The 14,365-nt window shown below is 51.1% G+C and carries 13 protein-coding genes; 6 read left to right on the forward strand and 7 right to left on the reverse strand.

The genetic code is table 11. The annotated features are described in order from the left end of the window. Nucleotides 1-49 precede the first annotated feature (49 nt). Nucleotides 50-661, forward strand: coding sequence for a hypothetical protein (locus tag JHJ32_RS15795; RefSeq protein ID WP_200121597.1), 612 nt, complete (start codon nt 50-52; stop codon nt 659-661). A gap of 35 nt (nt 662-696) precedes the next feature. Here the strand turns inward: JHJ32_RS15795 and JHJ32_RS15800 are convergent, their stop codons facing one another. The 3 genes from JHJ32_RS15800 to JHJ32_RS15810 are packed head-to-tail and all read right to left on the reverse strand — an operon-like array spanning nt 697 to nt 2,536. Continuing rightward, nucleotides 697-1,224: a YdeI/OmpD-associated family protein gene (locus JHJ32_RS15800; protein WP_200121598.1), complete on the reverse strand. Its 528-nt coding sequence runs from the start codon at nt 1,222-1,224 to the stop codon at nt 697-699. Continuing rightward, nucleotides 1,221-2,039 carry a 4-(cytidine 5'-diphospho)-2-C-methyl-D-erythritol kinase gene (ispE, locus tag JHJ32_RS15805; RefSeq protein WP_200121599.1) on the reverse strand — a complete coding sequence of 273 codons (819 nt, stop codon included), beginning with the start codon at nt 2,037-2,039 and terminating at the stop codon, nt 1,221-1,223. Before ispE ends, JHJ32_RS15800 begins: the two co-directional genes overlap by 4 nt. Before the next feature lie 11 nt (nt 2,040-2,050). Next, nucleotides 2,051-2,536, reverse strand: a complete 486-nt coding sequence (locus JHJ32_RS15810; protein WP_200121600.1) for a DinB family protein — start codon at nt 2,534-2,536, stop codon at nt 2,051-2,053. Nucleotides 2,537-2,728: 192 nt separating this feature from the next. Between JHJ32_RS15810 and JHJ32_RS15815 the strand changes: the two genes are divergently transcribed. Then, nucleotides 2,729-3,211 (forward strand): hypothetical protein, encoded by a 483-nt coding sequence (locus tag JHJ32_RS15815; RefSeq protein ID WP_200121601.1) that lies wholly within the window; start codon nt 2,729-2,731, stop codon nt 3,209-3,211. Here JHJ32_RS15815 and JHJ32_RS15820 read toward each other — a convergent pair. From JHJ32_RS15820 to JHJ32_RS15835, 4 genes are all read right to left on the reverse strand, one after another. Beyond that, on the reverse strand, nt 3,208-4,275 hold the full coding sequence (locus JHJ32_RS15820; RefSeq protein ID WP_200121602.1) for an acyl-CoA dehydrogenase: 1,068 nt from the start codon (nt 4,273-4,275) through the stop codon (nt 3,208-3,210). The two genes, JHJ32_RS15815 and JHJ32_RS15820, sit on opposite strands and share 4 nt — an antisense overlap. After that, complete coding sequence (pnuC, locus tag JHJ32_RS15825; protein ID WP_233632698.1) at nt 4,236-4,868, reverse strand: nicotinamide riboside transporter PnuC; 633 nt, start codon at nt 4,866-4,868, stop codon at nt 4,236-4,238. The genes JHJ32_RS15820 and pnuC overlap by 40 nt, the downstream gene beginning before the upstream one ends. Then, nucleotides 4,868-6,409, reverse strand: coding sequence for a malate:quinone oxidoreductase (locus tag JHJ32_RS15830; RefSeq protein WP_262497498.1), 1,542 nt, complete (start codon nt 6,407-6,409; stop codon nt 4,868-4,870). Before JHJ32_RS15830 ends, pnuC begins: the two co-directional genes overlap by 1 nt. 109 nt (nt 6,410-6,518) lie before the next feature. Further along, nucleotides 6,519-7,811, reverse strand: coding sequence for a DEAD/DEAH box helicase (locus JHJ32_RS15835; RefSeq protein WP_079718573.1), 1,293 nt, complete (start codon nt 7,809-7,811; stop codon nt 6,519-6,521). Between the two features lie 155 nt (nt 7,812-7,966). Between JHJ32_RS15835 and JHJ32_RS15840 the strand changes: the two genes are divergently transcribed. The 4 genes from JHJ32_RS15840 to JHJ32_RS15855 are packed head-to-tail and all read left to right on the forward strand — an operon-like array spanning nt 7,967 to nt 14,305. Then, nucleotides 7,967-8,551, forward strand: a complete 585-nt coding sequence (locus tag JHJ32_RS15840; protein WP_200121603.1) for a TetR/AcrR family transcriptional regulator — start codon at nt 7,967-7,969, stop codon at nt 8,549-8,551. 24 nt (nt 8,552-8,575) lie between these two features. Beyond that, nucleotides 8,576-9,916: a TolC family protein gene (locus tag JHJ32_RS15845; protein ID WP_200121604.1), complete on the forward strand. Its 1,341-nt coding sequence runs from the start codon at nt 8,576-8,578 to the stop codon at nt 9,914-9,916. 17 nt (nt 9,917-9,933) lie between these two features. Continuing rightward, the gene (locus tag JHJ32_RS15850) at nt 9,934-11,076 is read left to right on the forward strand and encodes an efflux RND transporter periplasmic adaptor subunit (RefSeq protein ID WP_233632699.1); all 1,143 of its coding nucleotides are present in this window, start codon (nt 9,934-9,936) and stop codon (nt 11,074-11,076) included. A 43-nt stretch (nt 11,077-11,119) separates the two neighbouring features. Next, complete coding sequence (locus tag JHJ32_RS15855; protein WP_200121605.1) at nt 11,120-14,305, forward strand: efflux RND transporter permease subunit; 3,186 nt, start codon at nt 11,120-11,122, stop codon at nt 14,303-14,305. Nucleotides 14,306-14,365 lie beyond the last annotated feature (60 nt).

Here is a 14,365-nt window from a genome sequence, read left to right on the forward strand (position 1 = left end):
ACACGTATAGGCACTGATATTCAATAAGTAACAAATAAAAATTATCGATATGAAAAAGCAATTCAAAACGATCGCCCTCGCATCCATCGCATTGGGGCTTTTCGCATGTTTCTCGTCCTGCAGCAAAGACGATCCCGCACCTGAAATCCCACAGGAAGAAGTCGGCCGAGCCAGGCTGACGTTTACCGAAGTAGCATGGCACGGTGATCATGCGGATGACCTCGAAAATCCCGAGGTTGTGGAAGTTGAGTTTGACGCACAGGGGTTGCCGCCTGTCGGCGCCCACTTACATTTAAACGCCGGCAAGACCTATCGGCTTGAATTGACGACCTACGATTTTGCCGGCAGGGAAAGCCAGCACGAATTTGTGAATGAAGCTCATATCCACCAAGTATTCCTTTTAGGTGCTCCCGATGGCGTATTGGATTACCAATATGCGGATCCCAATAATGCCCGGGTAGGCATAACCGGTTATTTACACGTGCTGAGAGCGTCCGACAGCTTTATCTTTAACCTGATCCTGCGTCATTTAAATGAAGGGGTGAAATCCAGCATCACGGCTGACGATTGGAACAACCCCAATTATACGCAGTTCAGCGGGGTGAATGACCTCGACCTCAACGTGGAGGTCCATGTCGTTGAAGGCGACCATGATCACTAATCTGCTGATTGTCCTCACTCCGTGATCGTTGTTACTTATTCACTCCGCCTCCTGGCTTTATCAAGCCTAATCATGGCGCCGAAGTCAAGCCCCATCGCCATAGCCTCCACGGTCATGGCGATGCGCTTGGCGCGTGTAGGCGCCGTCTTGGCGCCATTGATGTGGTTGATGAAGTAATTACGGTGCGATTTGGCCAGGGCCATAAAGCGTCCCATTAAATCTGCCTCATCGTCCAGCAGACAGATCTCGAGGTCTTCCGGTACTTCGATAACAAAATCCTTATCTTCCTCCAGCCGCAAGACCAAGACATCGCCCACCCCTTTCCGCAACGCTTTCCGCATACCGGCATTAATGGCTAAAAAATAATCGCCTTCCCCCTTGGGCATTAAGGAAAGCCCCGAAAAAGGATGCCCATCAATTTCACCGCGCACACGGTAGGCCTGCCGGTAGTCCGGCTTAAGCTGGTTGGCAATATGATACGGCACATCCACATACGCCCACCCCACCATGGCTGCCCCGTGGGTTTCCGATCGGTGTATCGCTGCTTGAAATTCCACTGTCATCCTGCTTTACTTAAATCAACATAAAGTACGTCACAAGAGCTGCTTAACTCTTGCAACCTTACCGATTCATTAAACAGGCCGTAAACTGCTGATCCGCTCCCACTCATTGCGGCAAACACAGCTCCTTTCTCATACAAAAGCATTTTAAGTGCCCTGATTTCCGGGTGGGCTGCAAAAATGCCCGGCTCAAAATCGTTAGCGATGGTGTCGCGCCAGGTTTCTACCGGACGGGTAATGGCCGATGCCAATTGTTTACCTTCCGGATTGGGAATCACCGTACCGTAGGCCTCGCCGGTGGAAACATGCACATTGGGCTTGACCAGCACCAGCTGGTATGCCGATAAATCCACGTTCACGTCCTCGAAAACATCGCCGATGCCCGTGGCCAGGACCGGTGTATTCCGGATAAAAAAAGCACAGTCAGCACCCAACTGGCGTGCATACGTTATCAGTTGCGGTTCTTCGAGGCCAAGGCCGAATGTCGAATTGAGCAGTTTCAATAAAAAAGCAGCGTCTGCCGAGCCCCCGCCGAGCCCGGCCCCGATGGGAATGGTTTTATGCAAATAAATAGTTACCGGCGGCAAATCATACGCCGCACGAAGCAGATGGTAGGCTTTGAGGCACAGGTTGTCATGGCTATCCCCGGGTATGGGCAAACCGGACGGGACGAATCGTGTTTCTGCCGCCTCGACCACTTCCAGCACGTCGTAGATTTTCAGCGGGTAAAAAACCGTTTCCAGGTTATGGTATCCGTCGTCACGGCGATTGAGCACCTGAAGTCCGATATTGATTTTTGCGTTGGCAAAGGTCACCATACTTCCTGTCGTTAAGAAAAACTCCGATGCGACGGCCAAGCCCCCTTGAGCTTGCGGATAAAAATGATCTGCCCGGTATGATAGGCGTCATGTACAGTCAAATCCAAAAACTGCGCACCTATGGGCTCACTTGGCGCCGGCGTATCAAGGTCGCCATCTTCCATATCCTGTAAAAGTCGCCCCAAGGTACGATGCGTGTCAAACAACTTTGCAACCGCATCTTGCCATGCCGCTTCCCCACTACCTTTTACCACGAAGGTTTCGTCGTTGCCCGAAAGTGGCTGGTCTGCGAATCCCTTTATCCGTCTGATCAGCCGCTCTTTGAAGTATATGACGTGCGCCACGGTTTCCCAGATGGTATTTGCCGCCACGCCCTCCGGCCTCCAGGAGGCCAGTGATGCATCGACGTCCCGAAGTGCATCCGCATAGGGTGGATACCATCCTTCCTTTTCGGCGGCAAACTGCCAATATTGCTGTATGATTGATTTTCTATCCATGAGATCGTCTAATTATCGTTATCTGCAAACTAAGACAAAATTGCTTTTTTTCACAAGTGTTTATTTCCATCAATTGTACGTAACCATTCATGCACGTTTTGCAGTACCTTAACAGCTGTCTGCCAGCGGATATTCATGACGACGGCAAACAATTCGGGCAGCTGATTGTTGATCGTTCGAAAATTAATTCGCATGGAGATGAACATACGCGCTTACTTCCTAATGGGGAGCCTTGCCTTATGCATGGCATGCCAAAGCGGCAACCGGAACGAGACGGCGGCCAATGACACCATGCTACAAGCCGACAGGTTACCGGAAGATCAGGAGCAAAAATACTGCTTCCTGCGAACGGAAGGCACACAGCGCCAAGACTCGTCTTACGTGCAACTGGTCATCAGGGGCGAGACCGTTAGCGGCATTTACAATACGATTCCTCATGAAAAAGATGCCCGGCGCGGTACCGTGCTGGGGCAGCGCAAAGACCATGTATTCGATTTGGTATGGACATATTCGCAAGAAGGGATGCAAGACACCATGCGGGTGGTGTTTACATTACGAGACGGCAAGCTCATGCAGAAACCCTTAAGCGTAGACTCGCTGACCGGCCGGCAGGTTACACGGGATACTAGCGGCTTTTCGGTGACTTACGAACCGGTGGATTGCGCGGCTGACTAACGAAGGAGACTGTGCTGGCTGGCCGTGAAGATATCGCGCCATATCCGGTTGATTTCGGTACCGGCGTCGGCAGCCACCATCCCGGCAAGGGGGTAAAGCGCCATCACTTGCTGCCGGCACCTATGCACCAGGGCCCTGCTGCTGTCACTTACCGCCTGGAGCTGCGACGGCGCTATTGTTCCCAACCGCTGCAATTCATCCCATGATGCGTCCACCACTTGAAGAAACAACTCTCTTGCTTTCACCAGCTGGTTTTGCGCCATGTCGGCCGCTTGAACCGCATCGGCCTTATCTATTGCCGCCACACATGCCACAAAGTGGCGCGCCATACCCAACGTGTTGGCTGCCAATGTGACTTCCGCAAATTGTAAAAAGGGATACCGATAGGTCGGATGGGGAAATGTAGCTCGTTCGGGCGCGATGGTAAACGCTTGGGATTCATCAATCCGGCTGTCAGCAATCTCAAACGAATGGCTCGCCGTGGCTTTCAACCCAAAGGCTTTCCAATCTTCGATAATCCGGACGTTATCCTTGGCAAGGAAAAACGACCGGACCAGGGGGTTGCCTGCATCGTCCATCAAGGGTACACCGCGTTGTTCAAGCACGCAATTGACCGTGAAATGGGTCAGATGGGGTGCACCGGTGGCGTAACGCCACACGCCCGTAATACGGTAGCCACCGTTTTCAACCACCGCCCTGCCGGACGCCTGCCCGCTCCCACCAAAGCATACCGTACATTCCGAAAATATAGACGCCGCTACCGACGGATCAATGTAACCCACAAACAGGTTCGCCCCAGCACAGAGCGTCACCGTCCACCCCAAACTGCCGTCGATACATGCCAATTCTTCTTCCAAGCGAACCCCTTCGGGCACAGTTAATTCCAGTCCGCCATACTGTTTTGGTACAAACAGCTTAAACCATCGCTGGTCATAAATAATGGCCAGTTGTTCGGATGTCAGGCAGCCATTCGTCTCCGCATGGCGCGACAACTCGCTAAGCAACGTGGCTATTCGCGCAGCAATCATGCGCCTGCCCGCTCCCGATTGATGATCCGTTTCCATTCGAAATAGCCGAAGATCGCTACGATAAACAAAAACAGGGTTAATAACGCGTAAAGATGAAGCCCTTTATAAACGAATAAGGGTATGGCAAATGCATTGCTGACATTGAGCAATATCCAGTTCTCTATTTTGCGCTTAGCAAGCAGCCACATACCCGCCCAAGCGGTGGCACTTACCCAGGCATCCCATACCGGCCCCGTTGAGTCGGTAAAACGCACCAAGGCACCATACAGAACCGGGAAGCCCAACGCGACAATCAACAGCGCGATCCCCCACTCCCTTGCTGAAGCATACGATGCCTTTACTGGTTCGTCGCCGCTGCGCTTAAGCCAATAGGCCCACCCATAGACGCTCATCACAAGGTAGTAAAGATTCAACAGGATCTCGGCATATAATCCAGCCTCGTTCAAGACATAAATCGTGATCACGATACTGGCTATGCCAAAAGGATAAAGCAGCACATTATTGGTTTTGGCCAGCAGCACTTGAACTACACCGCAGGCCACCCCTACCCAGTGCAATAACGGTGTTCCCGTGAGCTGTACAACCAGTTCATCCATCCAATCAGCGGGTAGGGCTTCGCCTATCACCATTAAACCGATTCAAGCGTTCCCTCGAGTTTCAATATCGCCGCCGAACGTTCCCGGATTTCCCTACAGAGCTGCTCATCGGCGGCAATAGAACGGCCAAAGGATGGGATCATCTCATGCAGTTTGGTCAGGTATTGCGCGGTCTTTGCCCGCTCGGGGAAGCACCTCGCCAGCAAATCAATCATGATGGATACAGACGTGGATGCGCCCGGAGACGCGCCCAAAAGCGCGGCGATGGAACCGTCGGCACTGCTCACAACTTCGGTACCAAACTCCAGTATCCCACCATGTTTCTCATCTTTTTTAATCACCTGCACCCGTTGCCCGGCTACTTCAAGTTCCCAGTCCTCCTTCCGAGCGGTAGGCACATATTCTTTCAACGCCGCCAACCGATCGTCCGGACTTTGCCGCACCTGGTTGATGAGGTATTTGGTCAATGGGATGTTGTCCATACCGGCGGCGAGCATAGGCCTGATATTATTGAATTTAATGGAAGCAGGCAAATCCAGCCATGAGCCATTTTTCAGAAATTTAGTAGAAAAACCAGCATACGGTCCAAATAGCAAGGCTGTCTTTCCGTCGATGACACGGGTATCCAAATGAGGTACCGACATCGGAGGCGACCCTACGGCCGCCTTGCCATACACCTTGGCGTGATGCTTCGCAATAACCTCCGGATTAGTGCATTTCAACCATTGCCCGCTTACCGGGAATCCGCCAAAGCCCTTGGCTTCCTGGATACCTGATTTTTCAAGCAGCAACAGCGACCCGCCGCCTGCACCGATGAATACGAATTTCGCCGATACAGTACGTTTCTTGTCTGTGGTAAGATTCTTTACCGTGACTTCCCACCGGCCATTTGCAGCGCGCTCGATATCACGGACCTCATGCGCCAAACGCAATTTGACATTGCTTTTCCTCGCCAAGTGGAAAAATAGCGAGCGGGTCAACGCACCGAAGTTGACATCCGTTCCAATGTCGATCTTTGTGGCAGCAAGCTGCTCATCCGGATTCCGTCCCTCCATGATCAGCGGTACCCACTGCCTTAGCACCTCATGGTCTTCCGTATATTCCATGCCCTGGAACAGGTGGTGGTCCCGCATGGTTTCATATCGCCTGCGTAAGAACGAAACATTTGACTTACCAAATACAAAACTCATATGGGGTACACTGCGGATGAACTGCTCCGGTTGATCCACCAATCCGTTTGCAACCAGGTACGCCCAAAATTCTTTGGATATTTCAAACGCTTCAGCAATTTTGATCGCCTTGCTAATGTCCACCGAACCATCTGGCCGCTGCGGTGTATAGTTCAATTCACATAGTGCTGAATGCCCTGTACCCGCATTGTTCCAAGCGTCCGAACTCTCGGCCGCCACCTCATCTAATCGCTCAAAAACTTCGATGCTTGCGCGGGGGTGCAGTTCATTGATCAGTGTGCCCAGGGTGGCACTCATGATACCCGCGCCGATAAGAATTACATCCACCTCCTCGGCGGTTTTTTTTCTTCTTTTAGCCATAGTCTTAATTGCCGCAAAATTAATGACAGAAATCAGATTATTTCCAAATTTTCATCATTAATTACAGAATTTTAACAATTTAAAATCCAACTGCCTAAATACTGCCATTTATAACAAACGAACAAAAACGCTTCTACAAAGCCGAATTCGCGCCGGCATTCGAATCCGTTGCATTATTCATGCCCTCGGCAGCCGGTTGTCCATTCCCTCTGCCTTTTTGCCTGAAATTACGCTTCTTCTTTGGTTTGCTGCTTCGTCTTTTTGCCGTATTTGCTGTCGCTGCTGCTGTCCGCTCGACAGCCATGCCTTCAGGAAGCTGCCCTTCTTCCACTTCGCTGTCCATCAACCGTTCGATGGCGGCAAAACGTCTGGTATCACGTTGGTTTACAAACGTTATGGCTGTACCCGTGCGTGCCGCACGGGCAGTTCGCCCAATCCGATGGATATAGTCTTCCGGATCGGGCGGCACGTCATAGTTGACCACCAAGTCGATGCCCTCGACGTCAATACCACGGGACAGCACGTCGGTGCCGATTAATATGGGAAGCTGCTTATTTTTAAAACGGAGCAGGATTTTTTCCCGTTCATCCTGAGGAAGGTCTGAATGGAAGGGTTCAACGGACAATCCCAATTTTCCCAGTTCGCGGCCCAATATTTTAACCTTCTCTTTTGTCGATGAAAACACGATCACGCTACTGTATGTCCCCGACTGCAAGAGCTGTTTCAACAAAGCTATTTTCTGCTCATCTGGCACACGGTAATGCCGTTGCGTAATACCCTCTGCGGGTTTCGAGATGGCGATGTTGACCTGCTTGGGATGCTTGAGCAAAGCTTTGGCAAATGTGCGTATTTTTGGCGGCATCGTTGCAGAAAACAACATGGTCTGCCGTTCCGTTGAAACCTGCCGTACAATACGGTTGATATCATCTTTGAATCCCATATCCAGCATGCGGTCGGCCTCATCGAGCACGAGAAACTTGATCTCATCCAGGCGCACCGCCCCAGAATTCAAATGAGCGATGAGCCGTCCGGGAGTAGCTATCACAATATCAACCCCGTCACGCAATGCCTTACGCTGTTGTTCATAACCAATGCCGTCCCCTCCGCCATAAATAGCGATAGACGTGATCCCGGTAAAATAGGCCAGGCCTTCCACCTGCTGATCGATTTGCACTGCCAGTTCGCGCGTCGGGGCCAGCACCAAGGCCGAAATAATCGGACGGTGTTCCATACGGCATATAGCGTCCATGACCGGCAACAAATACGAAGCTGTCTTACCCGTACCCGTCTGCGCACAGGCGATCAGGTCATGTTTGCTCTGGATAATCGGGATGGTTTCGGCTTGGATGGGGGTGGGTGTCTTGAACCCCATGCTATTTAGTCCTTCGAAAAGGCTGTCATCAAAATTAAAATCGCTGAACGTCAAAGTATATCTCGTTAAATAATAATGCAAAAGTACGCAATTTCAGCAGATTATACGCATACAAAAGAATTGACCTCTTGACCGCTTTTGTCAAATTTCCGTTAAGAATAGCGAGAGCAACGCTTTTTTCGCAAATAATACTTTCCTTTGCCGACCGAATGAACATTCAATTGGAACATACAACAGACAAGAAAGGTGCTATATTTGAAAGCACGCTTCGATTGGTTATGAAGCAAGGGTTTCATGGTAGCCCGATGAGTCAGATAGCACAGGAAGCAGGTGTTGCAACGGGTACCATCTACCATTATTTCTCTTCAAAAGATGAATTGATAGTCGAATTATTTAAACATTGCAAATACAAAATAGGCAGTGCAATGTTTAAAGTAGAAGAAGGGCAACTACCTTATCCGGCACGCTTTGTCGCGATCTGGACAAACTTGGTACATTTTTACATCCAACATCCGGAGGTGTTGAGTTTTATGGAACAGTTTTTTTCATCGCCGTACGTCGAAGCCATTCATGGCCATGGGTGCAATGTACAGATGCAAAACGAATTATCCAATTTTTTTCAACAAGGCATCGAGGAACACCACATCAAACCACTGGATATCAATATCCTCAGTGCTGCCTTCATCGGTACCGTGACCGCTACCGCAAAGCGGCACATCAACGGCCACTATTCGTTTGACGAATCCTCCATGAACGAAATGGTCTCCATTATATGGGATGGAATTAAAAAATAGAATCTTTTTCAGACACGAACGACAATGTATAGAAAATTGCGAAATAGCTTAGTTTTTACCGTTGTACTCACCTCTGCGGTTACACGTTTATTCGGACAGGAAACCCGGCCCTCGTTGCCGGAGAGGGCCTCCTTGGAAGACGTCGTATCTTATGCGCTCGAAAACCGGCCAGCCGTACACCAGGCATTAATCGATGAAGAGATCGGCGAACGGGATATCGCCTCGGCCCTGTCGGGCTGGTTTCCGCAAATCAATGCCACGGGTACTTATAACTGGAACATCAAAATACCGACGAATGTCATCGCGGGCAATGTCATCCAGCTGGGGCAAAGCCATGTTGGTGCCGCGGTATTGCAGGCCGACCAGCAAATCCTCAATCCGAGCCTTATCCAAGCGTCCAAAGCGGCCAAGTATATCCGCCAGCAAAATGCCTTGAACACGGAAAACAGCTATATCAACACGGTGGTAGAGGTCAGCAAAGCTTACTACGATATCCTCACCAGTGAAGAGCAGCTCAACATTATCAAGGAAAACATCCAGCGCCTGGAGCGGCAACTCAGCGATGCCAAGGCAAGGTATGAGACCGGGATTGTCGACAATACCGATTTCAAACGGGCCCAAATCACGCTGAGCAATACGCTGGCCGAACAGAAACGAGTGAACGAACTGCTCACCTACAAGTATGCTTTCCTGAAGGAGCTCATCGGCCTCCCTGCAGAACAGCAGCTGACCCTATCGCTTGCCAGTGTATCCGCCATGGAAAAAGAAATGTTGCTCGACACCACACAAACGGTAAACTATGAGCAACGCGTCGAGTTCAGGCAGATCCAGACGGTAAAACAATTGCAACAACTTAACACACAGTACAATAAATGGACTTTCTTACCCAGCTTGTCGGCTTTCTACAATTATGCCTGGGATTTCAGGGATCCACAATTGTCTGGATTGTTCAACGAGGTTTTCCCTCGTTCGGTATTCGGGCTCACATTGAATATCCCGGTTTTCCAGGGTGGTAGACGCATCCACGAGATCCGCAAATCGCAATTACAGGAAACGCGTATCGACTGGGACATCGTCAACCTCAAAAACCAGATCAATACGCAATACGAAATGGCCATGGCCACCTACCAAGCCAACCTGAATGACTGGCAGGTAGCCCAGCGAAATGTGGCGCTTTCTGAAGAGGTCTACAATACCATCAAATTGCAGTATGACGAAGGCATTAAGACCTACCTGGATTTGATGACCGCCGAGACCGACCTCCGCACGACACAAATCAATTACCTCAATGCATTATTTGCCGTACTTGCAGGAAAACTGGACGTGCAACAGGCGCTGGGTCAGATCGAACCGCAAACAAACTAATTGTCTGAATTAAACACATGTCGAAATCCATAACCATGAACAGCAATCATATCACCATCGGCTTACTTATTTTTGGGGCAAGTTTTATCGCCTCCTGCCGAAACAATCAACAGCAACAGGCCCCCGGCCAGCAGGCTATCCCCGTGACTGTAGCCGAAGCCACCGAGGAAACGGTCGTTGGTGTAAGCGATTATCCGGGTACCGTGGTCGCGTTGAACGAGACGGAGCTACGTGCTGAAGTGAGCGGATACATCACCGGAATTTTGGTCGCAGACGGTGCTTCGGTCGCCAAGGGCCAGAAATTATATGAAATTGACCGTACACGGTACGCTGCCGAGGTCGAACAAGCGGAATCAAACCTGGCAATAGCCGAAGCTAATCTTGCCCGGTTGAAACGGGATTTGGGCCGCTACCAGAAGTTGGCCGAACAGGATGCCATAGCCAAGCAAACACTGGATTATGCCGAAACGGATTTTAACAATGCAGAAGCTCAAGTGATTGCTGCCCGGGCCGCACTTACCACCGCACAGACTAACTTAAACCGCTCGATCATTACGGCGCCCTTCAATGGCACGATAGGCATTTCGCAAGTACGCATGGGCGCTTTGGTATCGGCTGGAACAACGCTGCTTAACAGCATTTCCTCGACCAACCCGATAGCCGTGGATTTCCCTGTGAGCGAGCGGGATATTACACGCTTTAATGCACTGCGCCAATCGGGTGCGGCCAGCGATTCCAGCATCAGCATTACGTTGCCAGGCGGACAGGCATACCCCCACCCTGGCCGGATTACCGCCATCGACCGCGCGGTAGACCGCAATACGGGTACCATTACCGTACGGGCCAGCTTCCCCAATGAAGCCAATACGTTGCTGCCGGGCATGAATACGACCGTGCGCGTACGCAACCAATCGCAATCCAACCAATTGGTGATCCCTTACCGGGCCATCATCGAGCAGCTGGGCCAAACGTCCGTCTATGTGCTGACCGACAGCAGCACCGTGGAACAACGCGGCGTACGGCTGGGATTGAAAGTTGCTGATCGCGTCGTCATCAACGAAGGATTGTCGAAGGGCGAACAGGTAGTAACCGATGGTATCATCAACTTACGGCCGGGCGCCAGGGTACAGATCAACCAGCCCACCGAGACAACAAAGTAAGGGCGAACAACGACTATCAAACGTTATTTAGGACAGAACCAACATGATTTCAGAAGTATTCATAAGAAGACCCGTTACATCCATCGTCATCTCTATTTTGATTACGTTGATTGGGGTTATTTCTATCACCACGCTGCCCATCAGTCAGTATCCCAATATCACGCCGCCCACCGTGCAGGTACAGGCAACCTACACTGGAGCTGATGCGCAGACCGTAGAACAGACGGTGACGACCCTCATCGAAAGCCAAATCAACGGTACGCCGGGGATGACGTATATGCAATCCAACAGTACCTCCGATGGTCGGTCAGCCATCACCGTCACGTTTGATGTGGGCACCGATATCGATATCGCTACTTTGGATGTGCAAAACCGTGTGGGTATCGCCGAGCCGTCGCTACCCGAAGCTGTACGGCGCCTCGGAGTCATCACCCGCAAGGCCAACACCGATGCCTTGATGATGATCTCCTTGATTTCACCCAACGGCACCCGTGACCAGAAATTTCTAGCGAACTATGCCAACTTGTACGTACGCGATGCGCTGATGCGGGTGAAGGGCGTAGGTGATGTCATGGCCTTCGGCCAGCCGTTCAGTATGCGGGTGTGGCTTGATGCCACCAAGCTCTCCAACCTGGGACTTACCCCCGCCGATGTCAATGCCGCCATCCAGGAACAGAATATCCGGATGCCTGGTGGCGCCGTGGGCAGCCGCCCCCAGGTCAACACGCAGGTTTTCGAATACAACGTCATCCTCGATAGCGATCTCAACCTCGAAGAGCAATTTGAACAGATTATCGTCAAGACCAATGCCGACGGTTCAATCGTTTACCTTAGGGACGTGGCACGCGTGGAGCTGGGTGAATTTGCCTATTCCATTACCAACAAGCTTAATGGATTAACCGCATCAGGCATGATGGTCAACCAGATGCCCGGCGGAAACGCCGTGGAAACTGCCGAAGGCATTTATGCCGCATTGGAGCAGCTCAAGGCCGACTTTCCGAGCGACATGGACTATGTGGTCAACTACGAAACCGTGACGGTTATCCAAGAGTCCATCAGCAACGTACTCCATACGTTGGTAGAGGCCCTTATATTGGTGACACTGGTGGTGTTCATCTTCCTGCAGAGCTGGCGAGCCACCTTGATTCCCGTACTCGCCATCCCGGTTTCGATTATTGGCACGTTTATCTTCTTCAACCTGTTCGGCTTTTCCATCAACAACCTGACAATGCTGGCCTTCGTGTTAGCCATCGGGATCGTGGTAGACGATGCCATCGTGGTGGTGGAAGCCGTACAGCATTATATCGATCACGACAAATTGCCCGCACCCGAGGCGACGCGGCGCGCAATGAAGGAAATCACCGCGCCTGTCATTGCCATCGCATTGATTTTGGCAGCAGTGTTTGTACCCGTAGGCTTTATACCGGGCATGGTAGGTCAGCTATACCAGCAGTTCGCCATCACCATTGCCGTGTCTGTATTGCTCTCTGCATTTGTGGCCCTGTCCCTTACCCCTGCGCTCTGCTCATTGTTGTTGAAGCCGTCGCAGTTCAACGAAAAATCGAAAGGCCTCAATCGGCTATTTTATAAGTTCAATACGTGGTTTGAGCGGGTGACCAAGCGTTATTCAAACGGCGTACGGGTAGCGATCAAGCGGGCACCACTGGTTATCATTCTCCTCGTCTGCATTTATGTGGGCACAATCGGGCTGTTCTCGGCTAAACCTACCGGCTTTATCCCCACGGAAGATGCAGGTGTCATGATGGTGGGTGTCACGCTGCCTGAGGGTGCATCGTCCGAACGCACAGCCAACGTGCTTGACGCATTGTCCGACTCCCTGCGCAAAGACAATCCGGAGATCAAGAACGTGATGCGTATCGCGGGCATCAACCTGTTGAACCGCTCATTCAAGCCCAACGGGGGTACTTTCTTCATCCAGTTGCATCCGTGGGAAGAACGGAGCCGTACCGCACAGGAAATCATCGCCGGCGTCCAGCAAAAATACGCGGGGTTCCAACAGGCTACCATTTTGCCCGTCTCGCCACCAGCGATTCCCGGGTTGGGTACGAGTGGAGGATTCAGCATCCAGCTTATCGACCAGCGCAGCGGCGACATCAAGGATTTTGAAGCACAGGTGGGCAAGTTCCTCATGGCCGCCAATCAACGTCCCGAAATCGGAATGGCTTATACATTGTTTAATTCGCGCACCCCGAACTACCTGGTGAAAGTGGATCGTGAACAGGCAAAGCGCATGGGCGTTCCGGTCTCAAACGTATACAGTACCATCTCCTCCTTCCTCGGCAGCAGCTACGTCAACGACTTTACACGTTATGGGCGGAGCTTTAGGGTGGTGACTCAGGCAGACACAGCATTCCGCATGGACATCGCCGATATTAACAAATTGTACGTAAAAAATCAGCAGGGCAATGCCGTTCCGTTGAGTACGCTGGTATCACATGAGATAATCGAGAGTCCCTCGATTATCAATCACCACAACATCTTCCGTTCAATCGAAGTGATGGGAAGCGCGGCTCCGGGATACAGCAGTGGCGATGCACTGCAAGCACTGGAAGAAATCGCTGCGGAGACACTGGGTGCAGGATATACCTACGAATTTTCAGGGTTAAGCTTGCAGGAAAAAGAAGCAGGCAATATGACAATCATGATCTTTACCCTATGTATCATCTTCGTATTCCTGTTGCTCGCGGCGTTATACGAAAGCTGGTCCGTACCGTTTTCCATCCTGCTGTCCGTTCCGCTCGGTGTGTTTGGAGCCATTCTTATGCTCATCTTCCTTCCGCGGCTGGACAACAACATTTACGCCCAGATTGGGTTGGTTGCCATCATCGGTTTAGCGGCCAAAAATGCCATCCTTATCGTAGAATTTGCGAAAGAGCGGGTGGATATCGGAATGGGCTTGCTCACAGCCACGCTGGAAGCGGTCAAACTGCGTCTACGTCCCATCATCATGACGTCGTTTGCCTTTATTCTGGGGATTGTACCGCTCATGTACTCCGCAGGTGCCGGAGCTATCGCCCGCCAAACAATCGGTTGGACGGTATTCGGCGGTATGCTGATTGCTACACTTTTTGCAATATTTATTGTGCCTGTTCTGTTTGTCTTGATTACCAAGATGGCTTACGGCAAAAAGAAATTAGCGGAACTTCAAGCCAGCTACAAGCCCGAAGAACATCAAGACTTGCTGCACACGGATGATGAAGAAGAGTAATGGTAAGTGGCCGGTGACCGGCAATCAACGACGGATAGTCGTTAAATTATATTTTTGATT

The organism is Parapedobacter sp. ISTM3 (genome assembly GCF_016533505.1).
Taxonomy (GTDB): domain Bacteria; phylum Bacteroidota; class Bacteroidia; order Sphingobacteriales; family Sphingobacteriaceae; genus Parapedobacter; species Parapedobacter luteus.

Bases quoted from the DNA above. Each gene is read 5' to 3' on its own strand.
- JHJ32_RS15795 (WP_200121597.1), top strand. From the start codon at position 50: ATGAAAAAGCAATTCAAAACGATCGCCCTCGCATCCATCGCATTGGGG.
- JHJ32_RS15800 (WP_200121598.1), bottom strand. From the start codon at position 1,224: ATGACAGTGGAATTTCAAGCAGCGATACACCGATCGGAAACCCACGGG.
- ispE (WP_200121599.1), bottom strand. From the start codon at position 2,039: ATGGTGACCTTTGCCAACGCAAAAATCAATATCGGACTTCAGGTGCTC.
- JHJ32_RS15810 (WP_200121600.1), bottom strand. From the start codon at position 2,536: ATGGATAGAAAATCAATCATACAGCAATATTGGCAGTTTGCCGCCGAA.
- JHJ32_RS15815 (WP_200121601.1), top strand. From the start codon at position 2,729: ATGGAGATGAACATACGCGCTTACTTCCTAATGGGGAGCCTTGCCTTA.
- JHJ32_RS15820 (WP_200121602.1), bottom strand. From the start codon at position 4,275: ATGGAAACGGATCATCAATCGGGAGCGGGCAGGCGCATGATTGCTGCG.
- pnuC (WP_233632698.1), bottom strand. From the start codon at position 4,868: ATGGTGATAGGCGAAGCCCTACCCGCTGATTGGATGGATGAACTGGTT.
- JHJ32_RS15840 (WP_200121603.1), top strand. From the start codon at position 7,967: ATGAACATTCAATTGGAACATACAACAGACAAGAAAGGTGCTATATTT.
- JHJ32_RS15845 (WP_200121604.1), top strand. From the start codon at position 8,576: ATGTATAGAAAATTGCGAAATAGCTTAGTTTTTACCGTTGTACTCACC.
- JHJ32_RS15850 (WP_233632699.1), top strand. From the start codon at position 9,934: ATGTCGAAATCCATAACCATGAACAGCAATCATATCACCATCGGCTTA.
- JHJ32_RS15855 (WP_200121605.1), top strand. From the start codon at position 11,120: ATGATTTCAGAAGTATTCATAAGAAGACCCGTTACATCCATCGTCATC.